13 protein-coding genes are annotated in these 21439 nt (G+C 48.9%); 5 read left to right on the forward strand and 8 right to left on the reverse strand.

Translation table 11 applies throughout. From position 1 onward, the window contains the following. Window positions 1–261: 261 nt before the first annotated feature. The 7 genes from PGN_RS08220 to PGN_RS08245 form a co-directional block, all read right to left on the reverse strand. A complete protein-coding gene (locus PGN_RS08220; protein WP_043876334.1) occupies window positions 262–1281 on the reverse strand; it encodes a GNAT family N-acetyltransferase in 1020 nt (339 codons plus the stop codon). Beyond that, complete coding sequence (locus PGN_RS08225) at window positions 1262–2185, reverse strand: PG_1841 family phosphatidylglycerol lysyltransferase-like protein (protein WP_012458490.1); 924 nt, start codon at window positions 2183–2185, stop codon at window positions 1262–1264. Before PGN_RS08225 ends, PGN_RS08220 begins: the two co-directional genes overlap by 20 nt. A gap of 94 nt (window positions 2186–2279) precedes the next feature. Beyond that, a complete protein-coding gene (locus PGN_RS12120) occupies window positions 2280–2498 on the reverse strand; it encodes a neutral zinc metallopeptidase (protein ID WP_306485448.1) in 219 nt (72 codons plus the stop codon). Between the two features lie 342 nt (window positions 2499–2840). Then, window positions 2841–10727 (reverse strand): hemagglutinin A, encoded by a 7887-nt coding sequence (gene hagA / locus PGN_RS08230; RefSeq protein WP_012458492.1) that lies wholly within the window; start codon window positions 10725–10727, stop codon window positions 2841–2843. A gap of 381 nt (window positions 10728–11108) precedes the next feature. Further along, on the reverse strand, window positions 11109–12344 hold the full coding sequence (locus PGN_RS08235) for a nucleoside permease (RefSeq protein WP_043876335.1): 1236 nt from the start codon (window positions 12342–12344) through the stop codon (window positions 11109–11111). Window positions 12345–12446: 102 nt separating this feature from the next. Then, on the reverse strand, window positions 12447–13814 hold the full coding sequence (locus tag PGN_RS08240; protein WP_012458494.1) for a DUF4270 family protein: 1368 nt from the start codon (window positions 13812–13814) through the stop codon (window positions 12447–12449). A 102-nt stretch (window positions 13815–13916) separates the two neighbouring features. Then, on the reverse strand, window positions 13917–14732 hold the full coding sequence (locus tag PGN_RS08245) for a glycogen/starch synthase (RefSeq protein ID WP_012458495.1): 816 nt from the start codon (window positions 14730–14732) through the stop codon (window positions 13917–13919). A gap of 338 nt (window positions 14733–15070) precedes the next feature. On the opposite strand from PGN_RS08245, the gene PGN_RS11350 reads away from it, so the two are divergent. From PGN_RS11350 to PGN_RS08260, 4 genes are all read left to right on the forward strand, one after another. Beyond that, entirely contained in the window at window positions 15071–15313 is a 243-nt protein-coding gene (locus tag PGN_RS11350) for a DUF1661 domain-containing protein (protein ID WP_077110578.1), read from the forward strand. Between the two features lie 45 nt (window positions 15314–15358). Then, window positions 15359–17482: a RecQ family ATP-dependent DNA helicase gene (locus tag PGN_RS08250; RefSeq protein WP_012458496.1), complete on the forward strand. Its 2124-nt coding sequence runs from the start codon at window positions 15359–15361 to the stop codon at window positions 17480–17482. 474 nt (window positions 17483–17956) lie between these two features. Beyond that, window positions 17957–19630 carry an AMP-binding protein gene (locus PGN_RS08255; protein WP_012458497.1) on the forward strand — a complete coding sequence of 558 codons (1674 nt, stop codon included), beginning with the start codon at window positions 17957–17959 and terminating at the stop codon, window positions 19628–19630. 171 nt (window positions 19631–19801) lie between these two features. Beyond that, on the forward strand, window positions 19802–20014 hold the full coding sequence (locus tag PGN_RS08260) for a PG1828 family lipoprotein (protein ID WP_004583456.1): 213 nt from the start codon (window positions 19802–19804) through the stop codon (window positions 20012–20014). Between the two features lie 218 nt (window positions 20015–20232). Here PGN_RS08260 and PGN_RS08265 read toward each other — a convergent pair whose 3' ends face one another. Next, window positions 20233–20736 (reverse strand): RNA polymerase sigma factor, encoded by a 504-nt coding sequence (locus PGN_RS08265; protein ID WP_004583457.1) that lies wholly within the window; start codon window positions 20734–20736, stop codon window positions 20233–20235. Between the two features lie 136 nt (window positions 20737–20872). On the opposite strand from PGN_RS08265, the gene PGN_RS08270 reads away from it, so the two are divergent. Continuing rightward, window positions 20873–21292, forward strand: a complete 420-nt coding sequence (locus tag PGN_RS08270) for a YkvA family protein (RefSeq protein WP_012458498.1) — start codon at window positions 20873–20875, stop codon at window positions 21290–21292. Window positions 21293–21439: the final 147 nt, after the last annotated feature.

The following is a 21439-nucleotide window of genomic DNA, read 5'->3' on the forward strand; positions in this document are numbered from 1 at the left end:
AAAAATTCGATTTAAGAAGAGTATCGGATTATAAAGAACATGTTTTCAATATAAGCGACAAGGGATTAACCCTTATAAAAGGCTGTCAATTAGCCTTTTACTAAAATATTGACTATAATCTGAATGAGAAGATGAAAGAGGAAAAGGTTCATGCTCCACCTCATTAAAAGTCAGAGTCTTGTAAAAGTGTTGTCTAACAACACTTAAAGTTATTGTATTGCATGTATTTACAACCGAAAAGTAGAGCAGACCAAGGTTAAGTCAGTCCAGCATGAGGAAGAGAGCGGAGGGGAAAGGGGAAAAAAGATCCTTGACTAAGGAGTCGGGGGTGTGATGTGGAAGTAAAGAGTTCTCGGGCTGTACATTGTTCGAAAAGACAATATGCCCCTTACTGATATGATAGGTACCATTATGCTGAGAGAAAAGAGGGTCACTATATGCGAAAGAGTGAACTTCTGCAGGATGGTACTGAGCAAAGGCTTCGAGTATGGGTATCGGGCGTAGGATCCTGAGCATTCCGTATGGAGCACTTCCCGAATGTGCAAGAATAGAGGCATGGTCACAATCCAAAGATCGGAGCAGGTGATCGACAAGTATGAATGTTGCTTCGGCGTCCCCTACAAGCAGTTTGATATCAAGACTATTCTCTCTCGGAACAAAACAAGCCTGACTTACAGTCTTACCAGCACTGTCCTGCAACATGGCAACATTACCACCTGCCAAAGAAAAATCCTTCAAAGCCGTTTGCCACTGCCCGAGAGTATGCTGTACGGCCAAGCGAATATCCGTATGCTCCTCGGCTGAGAGAAAGCTGTAATCTCCCTGTCCGATCGTACAGGCATAGCCGCTGGGAAACTTTTGTGGGATAGAATTCGGTCTATATAGGAATTGTTTCCGACCAAAGGCCGGCGCATAGCCACCGCTGCGAGAGTAGAAATCGTACAGCCATGTTTCGGCAGGAATAAGGAAACTACAGATATCGCCACGGTCATACATGGCTGAAAGAGCTTCCGCCATCATCGTGCGCATAATGCCTTTGCCACGATGATCGGGGTGTGTGCATGCTCCGGAAATATAACCGGCTGAGAAAGAAGTGCCAAAAATTCGCAGTTGATAAGGAAGCATTTGCAGATGTGCTACAGCCTCTCCTGTCTCGCTATACTGTAGCAAGGTATAATCCTCACGGAAAACTTTGTGGAAATAAAGCTCAATGAAAGGCTCAGGGTCTTTGAAGCAGATGCGCCATAGCCGCACAGATGCTTCACGCTTGGATTCGGTCATGATCGCGTCGCAGTATGGCTGTTTGTTTGGGCAAAAGAATGGCAGGGCGATAAGATAGTTTGGCCTGGCGCAGTCCCGGCAGCCCTAAATCCTCCTCGCGATTGATGTAGCGGAATGTGTCCGGTATCGAACGGGCAAATTCTCTATTAATCATCGCAAACGCGCCTTCCACCATAGCATCGGCCTTTTCGATATGTACCCCAAAAGTGTCGGCATTGATAGGGGAGCCTAAACAGAAAGCCACTACCCGGCCACCGACTCGTAGTACTCCCCCCGAAAGCCCCAGCTCCTGACGATGCCGAAAAGCACGCTCTACCATCTCTACCTCCAGCTCTCTTCCGTCCTGATCACCTCGGCTATCCAGCCATAGATGAGCCAGCATCAAGCATTCTTCGGCATCGCTATCCTTAACAAGATCGTATGTATAGTCGGGGTAGAGAGAGAAAAATTTATTGATATGATTGCGCTTGGCCTGCAACTTTTTGCCTGACAAAGTCGCTAAACTTTCACGTTCGTATATATAGTCGCAATAGGCTTCATCCTCGATAAAGTAATACTCAGCCGAGCAATGTTCCTCTATACATCGGTGAATATCGGGAGTCACCCCCATAAATATCAAGGGATAATCTTCGTGCACTACTTCTGCTTTCAGTCGATGGGCAGCGGCCACTACTTGCTCAGGATCAGCTCCCACAGGAAAGAGATAGACCGGATGACTACGGCTTTTCGGTTTGAAACGGATGATCAGACAGTCCTCCACAATAGCCCAAGACGTGCCATAGACGAAACTCCAGCAATAGAGATTGGAAAAAGCCAGGTCGCAAATTCTTGCCACTGAAGAAAAGGTGATAGTTGTTATAGCTGATCTGTCAGCAGGTTCTACCGGTTTGAATTTAATATTCATTCGCATTGGTTTTGTCACCCCCTGTTCATATAGAAGGGAGACGTTAATTTATCGGTGAAACACCTTTAACACCGAAAAAGTTTCATCCTTTTCCCTATTTCAATTCGGCAAATGTGTCACCTGCGGAGAAATCTCCTGTCTCGAACCCTCGTTTGAACCAATACATCCTCTGAGAGGAAGTGCCATGTGCGAAAGCATCAGGTACCACATAGCCCTGCGATTGTTTCCGAACAGGAAGATGGGCTATACCACAGGGCAGATGGTGGTACTCCGTAGAGGATAACGGACTATCCCGTACAGCTCTTCGAGCTATGCTGTAGAGCTCGGCGAGGTACGCTCTACAGCGTAGCGAGCCGAGCCGTAGAGTTCCGCTCCGGGAGCCGTAGAGGTGGCCGAGCTGAGCCGTAGAGCTTGGCGCAGTGAGCCCTACAGCGTAGCTCGAAGAGCCGTAGAGCGCAGCTCGGTACGCTCTACGGCGTAGCCCGAGTCGCTGTAGGGCGTAGCTCGACCCCCTTCCGGAGTATATTCCGAAAGGCTATAAAACAATGCTTATTTGGTTGGAGTAAAAGAGTCGCCCGACTCCTTTTTATGGAAGCCGGGCGACCGATTAAAGCGATCGGTTGGTAGAGCATACCGATCGAAAATAATCATCTCGTTACTTTACAGCGAGTTTCTCTACGTAGGACTTGCCGTCAACGACAACCATGACTGCATAGTGGCCGCCCTGAGCCGTGTAAACAACCGTGTTGCGACCGGCTGCCAGACGACGACCGTTCATGTCGTAGATCATAGCTTCGCCTTGGCAAGTTACCGTGATCGTCTTTCCTACAACTGTCAGCGTGTAAGGCTTCTGAGCCGTTACGTCTGCCAACGAAGTGATATTCAACGTAGCAGTTTCGATAGCTGATTCTCCGTTCGGGTAAACAACCTTAACACCGTACGTGTAAAAACCGGTAGCCAAGTCCGGATCTCGGTAAGTAGTCTCCGTTACGCCTGATGCTATCTGTGTATTATTACGATAGATCGTATAGGTGTAAGACGGAGCGTTCCCTGAAGTGATTACAACATCATCAAGGTTGATCCAGAAGAAGTCCGTACAGCCGAAGTGACGGAAGGCAACATACTTAGTACCCGCAGGCAACTGTACCGTCTTTTGATACCAGGTGCCCTGAACACGAGTGCCACGAATGGCTTCAGGCGCCGTAACAACTGTCTTGGCCGTCAGCACTTCTTCCAACAAAGCGTTGGCGAAGTTGGAAGCGTCGTTACCCGTAGAAGATGCATACACGGCATAGTGCTCTGATGCATAATTGGCATCTTGTGCACATACCCAGAAAGTAAGCGTTCCTCCGCCAGGAAGAGAAAGCTCCGGTGTAACCAGATAGTTATCAGGGTTCTGAGGACCTTCAAAGTTGATATAAGAAGCCGAAGAGACACAGATCGCACTGTTGTGACCTGCAAAAGAGGAGCCTCCGGGAGGAGGGGTCGTCGTCCAATTGTTGCCGTCCCCGTCTGCATCGATCGTCTTCCATGAGGAAGGAATACCATTTTCGAAGTCTTCGTTCAGAACTTCCGCACGCTTAGATGCCGGTGCATTCCATTTAAGGATTGCATCCATGCTGTTAGGAGCTTGTTCTGCCGTCAGGTTCTGTACAGGATTGAACTGAGTCGGATTAATAGTTACGTTTACACACACCTTCGGAGATACGCCGGCTGTGTACTTCACTTCCACGCAATACTCATGATTGCCCGTAGCTACACCATCTTCTTCGAAGGTCGTTTCGGTCAGACCTTCCTTGATCTTCGTACCGTCACGATACACCGTGTAGGTATAATCGGTCGGGGTGGGGCTGCCACCCATGGTGAACTGAATATCATCCAAAAGAATGTAGTTCAAATCCGAGCAATTGTAGTGACGGAAAGCAACATACTTCGTGCCCGCAGGCAAATCTACCGTACGCTCGATCCATACACTTTGAGGTTTGGCGCCATCGGCTTCCGTGGAAAGACCGAATCTTGCTCCGCCCTTATTTATTCCGTTAGGCGTTTCTTCGAAAACAACCGTGAAGTCTCCGGCGTTCGTGCCCGTCTTGGAGATCATCACCGCATAGTGATCCCCGGGAAAACCGTCGTTGACTGCATAGTAGTACTTTACCTTAGTTGCGCCTGTAACATCCTTTGAGATGAGATAGTTATCAGGATTCAAAGCCATTCCATTCCATGAGAAAGAGGCTACTACGTTGGTGCCGCCATGAGCTGTCAGCCAGTCCAATTGTCCGGAAGACAGACAGAGCCAACCCTGACCATCGCCATCGGCATCGATAGTAGTCCATTCCGCCGGTGCCTCTCCATGAGTAGAAGACTCGAACGTTTCCGTGAAGTCTGCGCGCTTGCCGTTGGCCTTGATCTCAACTTCATCAAGGTTGATCCAGAAGAAGTCCGTACAGCCGAAGTGACGGAAGGCAACATACTTAGTACCCGCAGGCAACTGTACCGTCTTTTGATACCAGGTGCCCTGAACACGAGTGCCACGAATGGCTTCAGGTGCCGTAACAACTGTCTTGGCCGTCAGCACTTCTTCCAACAAAGCGTTGGCGAAGTTGGAAGCGTCGTTACCCGTAGAAGATGCATACACGGCATAGTGCTCTGATGCATAATTGGCATCTTGTGCACATACCCAGAAAGTAAGCGTTCCTCCGCCAGGAAGAGATAGCTCCGGTGTAACCAGATAGTTATCAGGGTTCTGAGGGCCTTCAAAGTTGATATAAGAAGCCGAAGAGACACAGATCGCACTGTTGTGACCTGCAAAAGAGGTGCCTCCGGGAGGAGGGGTCGTCGTCCAATTGTTGCCGTCACCGTCTGCATCGATCGTCTTCCATGAGGCAGGAATACCATTTTCGAATGATTCGGAAAGTGTTGTTGTTCCCGGATTCGGATTTGGATTTGGATTCGGGGTACCATTAGGTGCATCCCACTTAAGCGTTACTTTCTGGCCGACTGCACTACCGGTCAGGTTCTGTACAGGATTGAACTGCACAGGATCAACAGTTACGTTTACACACTCTTTCGGAGATACGCCGGCTGTGTACTTCACTTCCACGCAATACTCATGGTTGCCCGTAGCTACACCGTCTTCTTCGAAGGTCGTTTCGGTCAGACCTTCCTTGATCTTCGTACCGTCACGATACACCGTGTAGGTATAATCGGTCGGGGTGGGGCTGCCACCCATGGTGAACTGAATATCATCCAAAAGAATGTAGTTCAAATCCGAGCAATTGTAGTGACGGAAAGCAACATACTTAGTACCCGCAGGCAAATCTACCGTACGCTCGATCCATACACTTTGAGGTTTGGCGCCATCGGCTTCCGTGGAAAGACCGAATCTTGCTCCGCCCTTATTTATTCCGTTAGGCGTTTCTTCGAAAACAACCGTGAAGTCTCCGGCGTTCGTGCCCGTCTTGGAGATCATCACCGCATAGTGATCCCCGGGAAAACCGTCGTTGACTGCATAGTAGTACTTTACCTTAGTTGCGCCTGTAACATCCTTTGAGATGAGATAGTTATCAGGATTCAAAGCCATTCCATTCCATGAGAAAGAGGCTACTACGTTGGTGCCGCCATGAGCTGTCAGCCAGCCCAATTGTCCGGAAGACAGACAGAGCCAACCCTGACCATCGCCATCGGCATCGATAGTAGTCCATTCCGCCGGTGCCTCTCCATGAGTAGAAGACTCGAACGTTTCCGTGAAGTCTGCGCGCTTGCCGTTGGCCTTGATCTCAACATCATCAAGGTTGATCCAGAAGAAGTCCGTACAGCCGAAGTGACGGAAAGCAACATACTTAGTACCCGCAGGCAACTGTACCGTCTTTTGATACCAGGTGCCCTGAACACGAGTGCCACGAATGGCTTCAGGTGCCGTAACAACTGTCTTGGCCGTCAGCACTTCTTCCAACAAAGCGTTGGCGAAGTTGGAAGCGTCGTTACCCGTAGAAGATGCATACACGGCATAGTGCTCTGATGCATAATTGGCATCTTGTGCACATACCCAGAAAGTAAGCGTTCCTCCGCCAGGAAGAGATAGCTCCGGTGTAACCAGATAGTTATCAGGGTTCTGAGGGCCTTCAAAGTTGATATAAGAAGCCGAAGAGACACAGATCGCACTGTTGTGACCTGCAAAAGAGGTGCCTCCGGGAGGAGGGGTCGTCGTCCAATTGTTGCCGTCACCGTCTGCATCGATCGTCTTCCATGAGGCAGGAATACCATTTTCGAATGATTCGGAAAGTGTTGTTGTTCCCGGATTCGGATTTGGATTTGGATTCGGGGTACCATTAGGTGCATCCCACTTAAGCGTTACTTTCTGGCCGACTGCACTACCGGTCAGGTTCTGTACAGGATTGAACTGCACAGGATCAACAGTTACGTTTACACACTCTTTCGGAGATACGCCGGCTGTGTACTTCACTTCCACGCAATACTCATGGTTGCCCGTAGCTACACCGTCTTCTTCGAAGGTCGTTTCGGTCAGACCTTCCTTGATCTTCGTACCGTCACGATACACCGTGTAGGTATAATCGGTCGGGGTGGGGCTGCCACCCATGGTGAACTGAATATCATCCAAAAGAATGTAGTTCAAATCCGAGCAATTGTAGTGACGGAAAGCAACATACTTAGTACCCGCAGGCAAATCTACCGTACGCTCGATCCATACACTTTGAGGTTTGGCGCCATCGGCTTCCGTGGAAAGACCGAATCTTGCTCCGCCCTTATTTATTCCGTTAGGCGTTTCTTCGAAAACAACCGTGAAGTCTCCGGCGTTCGTGCCCGTCTTGGAGATCATCACCGCATAGTGATCCCCGGGAAAACCGTCGTTGACTGCATAGTAGTACTTTACCTTAGTTGCGCCTGTAACATCCTTTGAGATGAGATAGTTATCAGGATTCAAAGCCATTCCATTCCATGAGAAAGAGGCTACTACGTTGGTGCCGCCATGAGCTGTCAGCCAGCCCAATTGTCCGGAAGACAGACAGAGCCAACCCTGACCATCGCCATCGGCATCGATAGTAGTCCATTCCGCCGGTGCCTCTCCATGAGTAGAAGACTCGAACGTTTCCGTGAAGTCTGCGCGCTTGCCGTTGGCCTTGATCTCAACATCATCAAGGTTGATCCAGAAGAAGTCCGTACAGCCGAAGTGACGGAAAGCAACATACTTAGTACCCGCAGGCAACTGTACCGTCTTTTGATACCAGGTGCCCTGAACACGAGTGCCACGAATGGCTTCAGGTGCCGTAACAACTGTCTTGGCCGTCAGCACTTCTTCCAACAAAGCGTTGGCGAAGTTGGAAGCGTCGTTACCCGTAGAAGATGCATACACGGCATAGTGCTCTGATGCATAATTGGCATCTTGTGCACATACCCAGAAAGTAAGCGTTCCTCCGTTAGGAAGAGATAGCTCCGGTGTAACCAGATAGTTATCAGGGTTCTGAGGGCCTTCAAAGTTGATATAAGAAGCCGAAGAGGCACAGATCGCACTGTTGTGACCTGCAAAAGAGGTGCCTCCGGGAGGAGGGGTCGTCGTCCAATTGTTGCCGTCACCGTCTGCATCGATCGTCTTCCATGAGGCAGGAATACCATTTTCGAATGATTCGGAAAGTGTTGTTGTTCCCGGATTCGGATTTGGATTTGGATTCGGGGTACCATTAGGTGCATCCCACTTAAGCGTTACTTTCTGGCCGACTGCACTACCGGTCAGGTTCTGTACAGGATTGAACTGCACAGGATCAACAGTTACGTTTACACACTCTTTCGGAGATACGCCGGCTGTGTACTTCACTTCCACGCAATACTCATGGTTGCCCGTAGCTACACCGTCTTCTTCGAAGGTCGTTTCGGTCAGACCTTCCTTGATCTTCGTACCGTCACGATACACCGTGTAGGTATAATCGGTCGGGGTGGGGCTGCCACCCATGGTGAACTGAATATCATCCAAAAGAATGTAGTTCAAATCCGAGCAATTGTAGTGACGGAAAGCAACATACTTAGTACCCGCAGGCAAATCTACCGTACGCTCGATCCATACACTTTGAGGTTTGGCGCCATCGGCTTCCGTGGAAAGACCGAATCTTGCTCCGCCCTTATTTATTCCGTTAGGCGTTTCTTCGAAAACAACCGTGAAGTCTCCGGCGTTCGTGCCCGTCTTGGAGATCATCACCGCATAGTGATCCCCGGGAAAACCGTCGTTGACTGCATAGTAGTACTTTACCTTAGTTGCGCCTGTAACATCCTTTGAGATGAGATAGTTATCAGGATTCAAAGCCATTCCATTCCATGAGAAAGAGGCTACTACGTTGGTGCCGCCATGAGCTGTCAGCCAGCCCAATTGTCCGGAAGACAGACAGAGCCAACCCTGACCATCGCCATCGGCATCGATAGTAGTCCATTCCGCCGGTGCCTCTCCATGAGTAGAAGACTCGAACGTTTCCGTGAAGTCTGCGCGCTTGCCGTTGGCCTTGATCTCAACATCATCAAGGTTAATCCAGAAGAAGTCCGTACAGCCGAAGTGACGGAAAGCAACATACTTAGTACCCGCAGGCAACTGTACCGTCTTTTGATACCAGGTGCCCTGAACACGAGTGCCACGAATGGCTTCAGGTGCCGTAACAACTGTCTTGGCCGTCAGCACTTCTTCCAACAAAGCGTTGGCGAAGTTGGAAGCGTCGTTACCCGTAGAAGATGCGTACACGGCATAGTGCTCTGATGCATAATTGGCATCTTGTGCACATACCCAGAAAGTAAGCGTTCCTCCGTTAGGAAGAGATAGCTCCGGTGTAACCAGATAGTTATCAGGGTTCTGAGGACCTTCAAAGTTGATATAAGAAGCCGAAGAGGCACAGATTGCACTGTTGTGACCTGCAAAAGAGGTGCCTCCGGGAGGAGGGGTCGTCGTCCAATTGTTGCCGTCACCGTCTGCATCGATCGTCTTCCATGAGGCAGGAATACCATTTTCGAATGATTCGGAAAGTGTTGTTGTTCCGGGATTCGGATTCGGGGTACCATTAGGTGCATCCCACTTAAGCGTTACTTTCTGACCTACTGCACTACCGGTCAGGTTCTGTACAGGAGCAAATTCGTTGGATCCTTCTACCGTAACGTCTTTACATACCTTCGGAGATACGCCGGCTGTGTACTTAACTTCAACACAGTAGTTATACTGGCCGGGAGCTACATTTTCCTGATTGAATGTCGTTGCCGCGAGATTCTGGGCAATAACAACATTGTCACGATATACCGTGTACGTGTAGTCGTTGGAAGAACCTTCACCAGAAACAGCCACATCATCAAGATAAAGACGGAATATACCTGTAGAGTTGAAATGACGGAATGCCAAGTACACCTGTTGTCCGGCATAGGCAGAGAGATCGATGGTTCTTTCCTGATAAGGTGCAGGAAGCTTTACTCCTTCACTCTTCACCAAGTTCATCGGAGCAGGTTTGTCGGATCCGAGGGTTTCTTCCAGTAGCTTTATCGTAAAGTTTGCAGCCTCGTTTCCGGTTGTGGACAAGAACACTCCATAATGCTCATTAGTCCAAGGCACTTGAGATGAAACCCAATAAGAAAGTTTACCATTCTCAGGAACCGTAACCTTTGGAGTTACCAAATAGTTGTCAGGACTCAAATCAATTTTTGCACCACCGCTAGCAGTCCATGATTTGCTAAACATAGCACCGTCACCTGTATGAGTAGCAGTGTTGTAAACGTTTATTGTAGATAGCCAATTGTGACCATCACCATCAGCATCGATCATTGTCCAGCCGTTAGGAAGCGTTTGCGTATCGAAGCTTTCGTTCAACACATAAGTCCGTTTGTCGGATGCGGGGGCTTGCCAAGTGAGGGTCACTGTCTGCCCAGATACAGACCATTGGAGATTCTGTACGGGAGCGAATTCATTGCCACCTTCTCCGGTCACTACAACGGACGCAGCATCGCCGGGGCCTTGTCGTTGGACAGTGAAATGATAAGTCTTACCGGCCTCTACCACATAATCGTTACCTTTGGAGACACCCTCTCCTACTATATATATTATGCCAGGATTGGGGTTAATGATTACATAGTCATAAGTGCCGGCAGGAATATCGGCTGATGCTGTTCCATCAAGCACGAAATTCGTGGGAGAAAAAGATGCATCGGCATTGACCGGAACTTTATACTCGAAAGGATCGTAAAGACCGGCCGGGATCGTTCCGTTGGCAAACCAAAAAGATTCTTCGGGAATGGATGCGCCGTACTGATTGTGATCTGCATCCCAAAGCATTTGATAGCCTGTGCCGTCTTCCCATACATCGTGAGCCTCCAAGATAATTCGTGCCATACCGGCAGGAATCGGATCTCGGAGATCCTTAACCTTGGATGTTCGAATACCTTTCTGCACCGCTTGGTGCGTCACAGAAGGAGCAGTCTTCGGCCCTCCCTGTGCGGCAGCCGTCTGTCCCCAACACAATAGGGATAATAGGACGGCGAGCGAAAATAAAGAATTCAATTTTCTCATACCTTTTGAAAGTATTAAAGATTAATGTTTCGCAAGATAGTGCTCTACCACTATCGCCCGAAAGATATGTTTTTAATCTTAATCCGCCAAACTTTTTTCGCAAAAAGATACAAACAGCTATTTTCTTCTTTAGGAATTGGCCGAAAAACCCACTCGCCACTGAGGCAAAGTTATATGCCAACTCTTTGAGTATTTTATATTTTTTATTGAGTCCAAAGAGAATCGAATCGATTGTATGATGGAAAGGCCGAAAAGCTTACATCGAACTCACGTTATATCCATGACCTAAAGAGGCCTCGATCTTGACAAGGCCGTTGCGATATATCCTGAATCTCTCGCATTCTCTGCCGAAGAGCCGGATATCGGTAGATAACAGGTATCCTAAGATCGAGAGAGGGGACTGCTTTCCGACTTGAAAAAGAAAGCAAAGAGGATGGCAATGACCAATGCATAAGCTGCGAAAATATACCATACCGTGCTCCAAGCCGTATGACCGGCATCCGTAAAGCGATCTACCACCCAACCGCTGGCAAATCCGCCGATGATAGCTCCGATACCATTGGTCATTATCATAAAAAGGCCTTGAGCAGCTGCCCGAATCGATGGTGTAGTCTCTCGATCGACAAACATGGAACCGCTGATATTGAAGAAATCGAAGGCCATACCATATACGATCATCGACAGAACGAGGAAAATGAAGCCGCTACCCGGATTGCCAAGACCAAAGAAAGCAAAACGCAACACCCAAGCCAACATACTCATAAGCATCACCCGTTTGATCCCGAAACGCCCCATGAAAAACGGAATGGTCAAAATGAAAAGAGTCTCGGAAATCTGCGACAAAGAAAGCAACACATTGGGGTGCTGCACGGCAAAGCTCTCGCTATAAGCATCCGCAAAATGAGACAAAAACGGATTGCCGAATGTATTGGTGACCTGAAGGGCTGCTCCCAATAGCATGGCAAAGAGGAAGAAGATAGCCATACGACGTTGGCGGAAAAGGACAAAAGCATCCAGCCCCAAGACGGCAAGCACCCCCTTCTTCTTGTTTTCTTTTGCCGGAGGGCAGTGAGGCAAGGTAAAAGCATACAATCCCAATGCAAGGGAAGCCACCGCACTGACATAGAATTGCATACTGCTCATTACCCATCCGCATATATCGACGGTCCACATGGCCAAAATGAAGCCGACAGTACCCCATACGCGTATAGGAGGAAATTCGCGCACTATATCCATACCGGCTTTCTCCATAGCAGTATAGGCTATCGTATTGGTGAGAGCGAGGGTAGGCATATAGCTCATGCAGAGCAGGAGCATAACGGGATAAAAAACGGAGTAACTACTCAGCGTGGAAGCATAAACCAGCAATATGGCTCCGATCAGATGGCACGCCCCCAAGAGCTTTTGTGCTGCCACGTACTTGTCCGCCAGAATACCCAGCAAACCCGGCATGAAAAGAGAGGCAATGCCCATCGTACCGTATATGGCACCTATTTCCAAACCGGAATAATGCAGTACGCTCGCCATATATCCACCAAGGGAAATCAGCCAAGCTCCCCAAATGAAAAACTGCAGGAAGTTCATCAGGGTCAGACGATATTTCAATTGCTTCATCATGAGTGTGTGATTGTAGTTATTCCGGAAGACTGAAAAGAAAAAGCCCTTCGACGGCACCGAATCCCGAATCGAAAGGCTTATCCCCAATTATTGTAGCATGTATCAGTTGTCGGTATAAGTCATACTGTAAACGCCGATACGCGCCGTCTTATTTTTTTTCCCGAGCTGTAGTTTGACGCCGGACGGGAACATGAAATTATTCAGCTGAGAGGTGTACAGCGAATTGGAAGCTCCCGCAACCTGACGCTTCACAGGCAGCAGTACGAGAACAAGGTCCTTGGTGATATAAGGCTTGCCCTCGGGAGTCTTCTCCGTATTGTTCTTGATATGCTCCATCAGCAGGCGACTGATATTGCTAAACCGATACTCCCGTTTCTTAATGTTGTATATGGTCGATAGGAATGCCGTGCGAGGCTGCATCAGCTCGGTCTGTTCTTGCTCGAAGAAGTTTCTCACCGAATCCTGCGGCAAGAGCAACAAGTAGGAGGGCGGACTCAGCATCAAGCCCTCAGATGGCTTCGAAGCGCTGATATTGAACTGTGCTTCACCGATTTGCCAAGCCAAAGAGGAAGACAGATTGCTCGTGAAAGCATCCGTAAACTGCTCTTTGCTGATTGTCAGTTGCGTCATCACCCCTGCCGGACTCTTCACACAAGAGAGAGAGTCATTCTCCTGCAACAGGTGGGATATTTGGGAGTTCTTGATATGATTGACCTGATAGGATTCGCTCGTATTTACGAATGTCTCTGAAGCCGTTGCGGTAGAATCGGCCGCAACCTTGTAGCTATAGAAGATGGCCATCTGCGTATTGTACACGCTGAGCACAACTCCCGTACCCGTCGTCGTAGTCACATACAGACCGCCCAACACATTATTATAGAAGCTCTCCTGCGTATCGAAAACACTTGGGTTGTTTACCGAGAGATCGTATATCTTTTGGCCGATCTCATTGGGCAAGGGTATTCTTACGCGGTGGAATGCCGAGTCGTTGCCAGCCTTGAATGTTTGCGAGGCTATGATCTGCGTTTCGTCCAGCAGGGAGGCCAATTCCTGTGTGGAGTAGTATGAGGGAGGAATGGCTTTGTTGATTTTATAGATCGAAACCTTCATGATAGACGTGGAGTCCCCCGCCCAACTGTCATAGTTGATACTGAGCTTCACGGAGTCGATCTTCCCATCTTTGGGCGGATACTTGAATTTGAAATTCCTCGGACTCTTGAACTGCATGATGTAGTCAGCCTTCAAGTCGCCATATTCGGGATCCGTCAGATCTCCCAGCAGGGTATAGTTCGTTCGGTTATAAATATCGCCCATCGGTATCGTCTTGACAGAAAATTCGAGCGTATCCACTCTGGCCGAAACCGGATCCGAAGGAGGCTGGATAGAACCTCCGATCGGAGACAGATCATCATCGCAGGCTACCGTGAGGAGAGCCATTAACGAAAAAACAAGAAGAAGGTATCTCTTCATAATAATGGTGAATCGTTGGGTTTGCGTGGAAAGGCAGATAATTAACGCTAATCGCTGCCTGCATATTGTTTTTTACGGCGCGGTCAGGCAGAATGAGACAAATCAGTTGGCCGTCAAAAGAGCGGTATAGAAGTTATCGAAAGCTTCTTCATAGTCCTCTTTCCCTTGGTATGGGAGGAAAGCCTTCCCCTCCAAAGAGGATATATAGTCGGTCAGCTCCGGTGCTATGGTCTCCGATCCCTGAATGACACCGTCGGCATATCGGATGGCCAGACGGTTCAGGGCCAAATAGTCGGACGACTGCTCCATTACGGACAGGTCATCGGGCGTGATCTTGTCGAATCCGAGCTTACCGAAGAGGGTCTCCGGGATCACTCCCTGTCCGGCATCATCGTAGACGGAGTAGACCACTTTTGCTTTTTGCAGGCAAGGATCATCCGCATACATCTTCTTCAGATACAAGGCAGCCAACGCCGTGAACCAGCCATGACAATGGATGACATCGGGAATCCAACGCAGTTTCTTGATCGCTTCAAGTGCTCCGCGCACAAAAAAGATGGCTCGCTCATCGTTGTCATTCTCCTGCTTGGGCTTGATGTCGTACATCGTCTTGCGCTTGAAGAAATCATCATTGTCGATGAAATAAACCTGCATGCGGGCCGACTGGATGGAAGCCACTTTGATGATCAACGGATGGTCGTTGTCGTTAATGATCATATTGATGCCGGAAAGGCGTATCACCTCGTGCAACTGATTGCGACGCTCATTGATGATACCATAGCGGGGCATAAAAATGCGCACCTCATTGCCTCGCTCCTGAATGGTCTGAGGCAATTTGCGCGAAACGACCGATATGTCCGTTTCCGGCAAGTAGGGGAAAATTTCTTGGGATATGTAAAGAATTTTTTTGGAATCCATTCTTTTACCGTCATCTACGTTTCTTGCAAAGGTACAAAAAAAACTCATCGGCAAGATAAGGAAGAAGTACGTAAAGCCCTCTTAGATAAGTATAAAAAGACCAAATACCTCAAGAATCGCACTGCAAAGGCTACCATAAACAAGCCCCCAAAACCAGACCTAAACGGAGGAGACCAAAGTGCGAATCGAGAGACAAACCACTCAAGGATGAGCACCTGATTATGAGAGGATTAAGCCAAAAGATCCGACAAGATGGGAAAAGAAATAGCCGAAGAAGAACCGGCTGAGGATCGCTACCTTTTCACGAGCCAAAAAACGGCGACTCGCCGGCCCTAAAAATGCGGCGCGTAAAAGTTTTCCTTTTGGTGCGAGAAAAGAAAAATTTACGCGCCACAACGAAAAAAATCTCGCGTCACTTTTCCCAAAAAAACGAACCGCAATCGCAGCTTTTGTGGTTCCGGAATTGTCGGAGATCGGCTGAGGTTCGAGACAGACGGTTGGGCGTATTATTCGTACTTTCGTGTATGATTTTCACACGCTGCACCGGATTATTATCCGGGGTTAGTCCACAGGCTGTCTGAATTTGGAATGCAGAGAATCATATAGAATACAGAACGAGAACAAAGATGAGCGAAGAGCTGCAACACTTGCCACCGGGTGAACGTCTCTATCCCCTCTCCACCGATATGAAAGAGCTTCCCGATCGTTATTTGCACGGGGAAGTGTACGACCATGAGCAGAGTGATGAGATCGGAGGAGAGGAAGAAGACTTTCTTCCTCCTATGCCGGAGGTGTTTTCCAATGAGATCGAAGCTCCGTCTCTGCATACGCCGGAGGAGGTTTTGCTACACTATTGGGGCTACCCTTCGTTCAGGCCTGTGCAGCTCCCGATCATCGAATCCGTTTTGGCAGGGAAGGACACATTGGGACTACTGCCCACGGGTGGAGGCAAGAGTATCACGTTCCAAGTACCCGGGCTGCTACTGCCGGGTTTGACTCTCGTGGTAACGCCACTGATTGCTCTGATGCGGGACCAGGTCATGGGATTGCGCCAAAAGGGGATCAAGGCGACAGCCGTTCATGCCGGAATGACGCGCGAGCAGATTATCACCACGCTGGACAACTGTATTTACGGCCGCTACAAATTTCTATACGTTTCGCCCGAACGTCTGGGCTCGGAACTTTTCCTCAGCCGTCTGCATGCTCTCAGGGTAAGTCTGCTGGTCGTAGACGAATGTCACTGTATATCCCAGTGGGGCTATGACTTCCGGCCGGCATACCTCTCGATCGCAGACATCAGGGAGGCCCTGCCGGATGTTCCCGTATTGGCATTGACAGCTACGGCTACACGGCCGGTGATCGACGACATACAACGCATCCTCCGATTTCCGGAGCCGAACGTGCTGAGAAAAAGCTTTTTCCGCCCCAATCTGTCGTATTCCATCCGCCGGACGGCAGACAAAGAGACGATGGTGCTGCATATCCTCAGTCGCGTGGACGGTTCGGCCGTCGTATACTGTCGCAACCGAGATAAGGCGCGCGATCTGGCACGCTTCCTCGGCGAAAACGGTTTCTCGGCCGATTTCTATCACGCCGGTCTCAACCATGTGACACGGGAAATACGGCAAAAAAGCTGGATGGAAGGGGAAACGCGGATCATCGTCTGCACCAATGCTTTCGGGATGGGGATCGACAAGCCCGATGTCAGATTGGTACTTCACATGGAAATGCCTTCTTCGCCGGAGGAGTATTTCCAAGAGGCCGGTCGCGCCGGTCGGGACGGAGAGAGGGCCTATGCCGTCTTACTGGCAGGGGAGGACGACATATTCAACCTGAAAAGGCGAGTGAGCAATGAGTTTCCTCCACGTGAATACATCGCCACGGTGTACAATCGGATTTGCAACTACCTGCAGATAGGAGAAGGAGAGGGATTCGAGCGATCTTTCGACTTCGACATCGATGCTTTTTGCCGGAATTTCAGGATGTTCCCAACACAAGTATTGGCTGCGATTCGCATCCTCGATGTAGCCGGGATTTGGGAGTATCGGGAGGAAAAGACGCGCTCGCGCCTGACAATACAGGTGCAGCGCGACGAGCTATACCGCATGAGAAGCGAACAGGCTTCCGACAGCGTGCTGACTGCCCTGATGAGGACATACGACGGGTTGTTTGCAGATTATGTTTCCATAGTGGAAAGCGAATTGGCCGAAAAGACAGGGCTTAGCGTCGATCAGGTCTATCAGCAACTCCTGCTTCTGAACAAAGCCGGCATAGTGAACTATATTCCACAAAAGAATCTGCCACGAATTTATTTTCTCACAAGACGTGAGGATGCAGAATTGCTCCAGATACCTCGTGCGGCTTACGAGGACCGTCGCGATCGGCTTAAAGCACGAATCGATCAGTCGCTCCGCTACATAGAGGAAGAAAACACCTGTCGCAGCCGCATGCTTCTGGCCTACTTCGGCGAGGAGCAGTCCCACAACTGCAAGCTATGCGACGTATGTCTAAGGAGAAAAGACGGAGAACTGCACCATCATGAAGTGGACGACTTGCTACATTTCCTCGAGCAACGTTTGACCGAAGAAACACCCTACGTACTGATTGCGGATATCTGCCGAGAAGTGCATCACCATCCCGACGTCGTGCTCAAAGCAATACGCTTCGTCATGAAAGAATCCTGGCAGTACTCCACTGATGGCGATACCGTCTTCCTGACGCACAAACTTCCCGGAGGACTGAACCTTTAGCCCCCGCCTCGCTCTCCCTGCTCTACAGATTGCACCTTCTCCATTAGAATTATAGAAACCTTTGCAAAAAGAGAAGATTATCAAGAAGTATCTTTTTTGTTCACCTATAGAGTGTGTCGTACGGGTCATGGAGAAGCTTTAGAAGCATTCGGGTCTTTCATTTCCGATAATTCCGAATCCGAACTCCAGGTTCTTTACGGTTTGCGAAGCTTACCCCGCTGCCTCCACCCCGAGGTTAATGGGTCGAAGAAATGAGGGCTTCATACGCTTGAAGCGTTCTTCCGCATAAACCCGGATTGTCGATAGGTCTTACTTTTCTAAATGACAAATCCGGGATAAAGCCGTTTTCTGACAAAACCACTTGAAGATGCTGCTCGCCTTTTGATTCGGTCGTCTCACTATCGTCAGGGTGTCGTTTGCTCGTTTTATGGCTTTTTGTGTATTTTTGCGCAAAAGATATGTTTTTGTGCATATATGATCGAACAGAATTTCATCCGACTTTATCAAGATAGCTTTCGAGAGCATTGGGCACTCCCGGCACTCACTAACTACGATACGAAAGAGAGCTACACCTACGGAGAGATGGCTGCCGATATTGCTCGCCGACATTTGCTCTTCGAGCGCATCGGACTCAAGCCGGGAGACAAGGTGGCACTGCTCGGCAAAGACTCTGCCGAATGGTGTATGGCTTTCATGTCCGTCATCACGTATGGAGCTATCATCGTTCCTGTCTTACCCGATTTCAATGCAGCCGATGCAGCAAGTATAGTGACGCATTCCGATGCCAAGTATCTCTTCGTATCGGACAAAATATGGGAGACGATGGATCCGTCTCAGCTCCTTCTCCTGTGCGGAGCCGTCTCTATCCGTGATTATACGGTCTTCCTGGATCGTACGGAGGGTGGCTTGCTCAGTCGGGAAGTAAAAGGATTGAGTCGCTCTTTCTCCGAACGCTACCCTTCCGGCTTCACGGCAGAGGATATTCGCTATGCCGAGGTGTCGAACGACGATCTCATCCTGCTGAACTATACCTCCGGTACGACCGGATTCAGTAAGGGGGTTATGCTTCGTGCCAACAATCTGGCCGGCAATGTAACCTACGTTAAGGATAGAGACATTATGTTCCGAGGCGAGACGATCCTTTGCTTCCTTCCATTGGCCCATACTTATAGCTGTGCGTTCAACTTTCTTACGCCATTGACTATAGGTGTGCATGTGTATATCTTGGGCAAAATCCCCTCTCCTCTCACTCTGATCAAAGCCTTTGCAGATGTACACCCCTCATTTGTCATCATGGTGCCTCTCATCATAGAGAAATTGTATCACAAGGCAATAGCTCCGAAAATCAAGACACCGTTAATCAAATTCCTGCTAAGACTTCCTGTGCTGAGAAAGGTGATCCACAAATCGATCCGGAGCAAGCTGATCGAATCCTTCGGAGGTAATTTCCGACAAATCATCATCGGAGGAGCTGCTCTCAACGATGAAGTAGCTCATTTCCTCTATCGGATAGGATTTCCGCTGACCGTCGGTTACGGCATGACGGAGTGCGGCCCCCTCATTAGCTATGAGGATCACAGCCTGTGGCTGCCCGGCAGCTGTGGCAAATCGCTCTCTATTATGGAGGCACGAATCGATCATTCGGGACAGGAAAGGCATAGCGACAGCGGCGATGTGGGAGAGATTCAGGTTCGTGGGGAGAACGTCTGTCTCGGCTATTATAAGAATGCCGAACTGACAGCCGAGCTTTTTACTCCCGATGGGTGGATGCGTACAGGTGATCTTGGCACCATAGATAGCTTGGGAAATATCTTTATCAAAGGGCGATCCAAGACCATGCTCCTCGGATCAAACGGACAGAATATCTATCCCGAAGAAATAGAATCGAAGATCAACAATCTATCCTACGTCCTCGAAAGTATCGTCACAGAGCGAGACGGACGCTTGATCGCACTAATCGTGCCGGACAGACAGGCGATAGAGCATAAAGGGATCTCTCCGGATCAGGCATGGGCTTATATCGAAAGGAGCCGAGCCGAACTGAACGGGCAAGTGGGTGCATACGAGAAAATAACGGCCTTTGTCCGCCATGACGAAGAGTTCGAGAAGACACCCAAACGCAGCATCAAACGTTTCCTCTATACTTGATTGCACAAGATCGGGTGCCCCCCGTCTGTAAAAGGAATAGCCATGCGTAAGGCTTCCGGATAAAAGGGCTCAATGCAAACAGCATTTGGTCGTTTTTTTTGGTGGTACCAAAAGAAACTGTATATTTGCGCCGTTATAGAACATTAATTACACTTTTAACCCCAAAAGGAAATGAAGAAATTTGTTGCTTTTGCAGCTGTAATCGCAGCTGTATCATTCGCTTCTTGCAACTCTCAGGCTAAGACTGAAGAAGCTGCTGACTCTACGGCTATGGATTCTGCCACTTTGGTAGAAGACGCAGCTCCTGTAGTTGATACGGCTGCTATGCAGATCGATTCTGCTGCAATGAAGGCTGAAGAAGCTACTGAACAAGCCGCTCAATAATCCAACGGCTATTTAGCATCCCCCGAATCATTTGTGGGGTAAGATATAAGTCTGACTTCAAGAGAGTCGGACTTATGTCTCTTTTTCAGTTATGAACTTCTCGCCTTAGCGAGCTGTTGCAACAAAAAAGGGTATTCGTTATCGGCCTTTCAAAGGCTTTAACGAATACCCTTTTTTGATACTGTTGTCGATGGAGGCTGTGTGTGCTGAGCAGGCTGTTATCTCATGTCCTTGAGTTGCTGCTGCAGTTCCTGTCTGGCAAGAAATATACGGCTCTTCACCGTGCCGAGAGGGATTCCAAGAGTCTCGGATATTTCATTGTATTTATATCCGCTCACGTACATGGAGAATGGCTGCTTGAGAGTCTCATTCAGCGATGCAATGGCCGCCGTTATCTCTTTGATGGTCATAGTGCCATCGGGCGTATCCTCTCCTCCCTCATTCAGGAGAGGTACATTGTACGGATCGCTGTTGGGATCGATAACCGTTTGTGAGCGAACCAACTTATGATAGTTGTTGATGAAGATATTTCGCATGACAGTGAGCACCCAGCCTTTGAAGTTGACATTATCAACGAACTTGTCCTCGTTATGAAGCACACGGAGAGTTGTATCTTGGAGCAAATCCTCTGCATCATCCCGATTGGCAGTCAGAGTCAGGGCAAAATTGCGCATATTGTCTTGCAGACTCAGAAGTTTTTCGCGAAATTGCACACTATTCATAATAAGCTGTTTCTTTGTTGTTGTTGAAGCCAATGGTTGGAAGATTCATTCCCTCCTGCCACAGATACAAAGATAATCGAATAGGTGAGAAACCCTAATAAACAGCGTATTAAGCATAATAGACAGCATCAATGACATGAAAAGAAACCATCTTCAGAAAAGGCGGCAACCTGCTCGCAAAGGGTTTGTGGATAAGCTCCCGACCACCCTGGCGGACATATCGTACTATGCTTCCTACTATCAAGAAAATGCTCTGGTGAACAAGGTGCTGAAATACTGCAGGCTAATCGGCCGCTTCGGTACCGGACAAGTGCTGACTCTGTATTATATGCTACAGGCGGGGGAGATAACAATGAAAGAAAAACTGCTCCTTGCCGGAGCACTTGGCTACTTCCTCCTTCCCTTCGACCTGATTCCCGATATCGCACTGCCCCTGATAGGATTTACAGACGATTTGGCTGTTACTTCCATCGTATTGAGGATCTTACATCGACGCATCACTCCGGCCATTCGAGAGAAAGCTCGTTTGCGTGCTGCCACCATCTTTGAAGATTGAGGCAGATAAGCGACTCATTGGTGGCAAGAATACTCATGCTTATCAGCGGGTTCTTCGTCTTTCATCTTTGATCTTGTTATATCAGGCCTCTGTGTATCCTCTCTTTGCGTACCTCTGCCAACAAAAAGACTATTAGCCTTTTAGTAG

Origin of the sequence: Porphyromonas gingivalis ATCC 33277 (assembly GCF_000010505.1) — a bacterium.
Classification (GTDB): Bacteria; Bacteroidota; Bacteroidia; order Bacteroidales; family Porphyromonadaceae; genus Porphyromonas; species Porphyromonas gingivalis.